The sequence below is a fragment of the Vibrio sp. 811 genome (genome assembly GCF_033339195.1).
Genome location: NZ_JAWOUB010000600.1, coordinates 1 through 607 on the forward strand (window position 1 = coordinate 1; position 607 = coordinate 607).

At 46.1% G+C, this 607-nt stretch carries 1 protein-coding gene and 1 pseudogene; both read right to left on the reverse strand.

Annotated features, from left to right (window positions below; all coding sequences use genetic code 11):
• Positions 1 to 156: pseudogene (ispH, locus tag R7Q46_RS28320) on the reverse strand (4-hydroxy-3-methylbut-2-enyl diphosphate reductase); the annotation flags it as partial.
• A gap of 24 nt (positions 157 to 180) precedes the next feature.
• On the reverse strand, positions 181 to 607 hold a 427-nt coding region (gene fkpB, locus R7Q46_RS28325; protein ID WP_411978789.1), incomplete at its 5' end, for an FKBP-type peptidyl-prolyl cis-trans isomerase.

Consider the following 607-nt stretch of genomic DNA (forward strand, 5'->3'; position numbering starts at 1 on the left):
CCCCTCAACCACAAAACGGTTATGTACCACTTCATGGCGAACATAGATCGGCGGCTGATACAGCTCTAGCGCACGCTCTACGATGCTAATCGCACGGTCAACACCAGCACAAAAACCGCGTGGGTTAGCTAATAGGATTTTCATTTCATTGCTCATGGAAATTATCTTTTATTGGGGTGGTTATTCTACTGACAAAATTTCGACTTCGAAAGTCACGTCTTGTCCCGCTAGAGGGTGATTAAAGTCTACCGTTACCGAATCGCCAGCAATCTCAGTAATGATGCCCGGAATTTCCATACCATCAGGGCCACTGAAAGCCATGATAGTACCGACTTCAACTTCCGCTTCACCAACAAATTTGGTGCGATCCATATGATGAATATGGTCTGGATTAGGCATACCAAAAGCATCTTGCGCTTTGAGTTCAATCGCTTTGTTCTCACCAGATTGGAGCCCCACCAAGCACTGCTCGAAGTTCCCACTCAGGCTGCCGTCACCCATCACAAATTTCGCTGGTTTGCCCATATTATGAGTGCTGTCAGCCACCGAACCATCTTTCATTTTGATCGTAAAGTGCAGGGTTACTACCGAATCATTCGTTATTGTT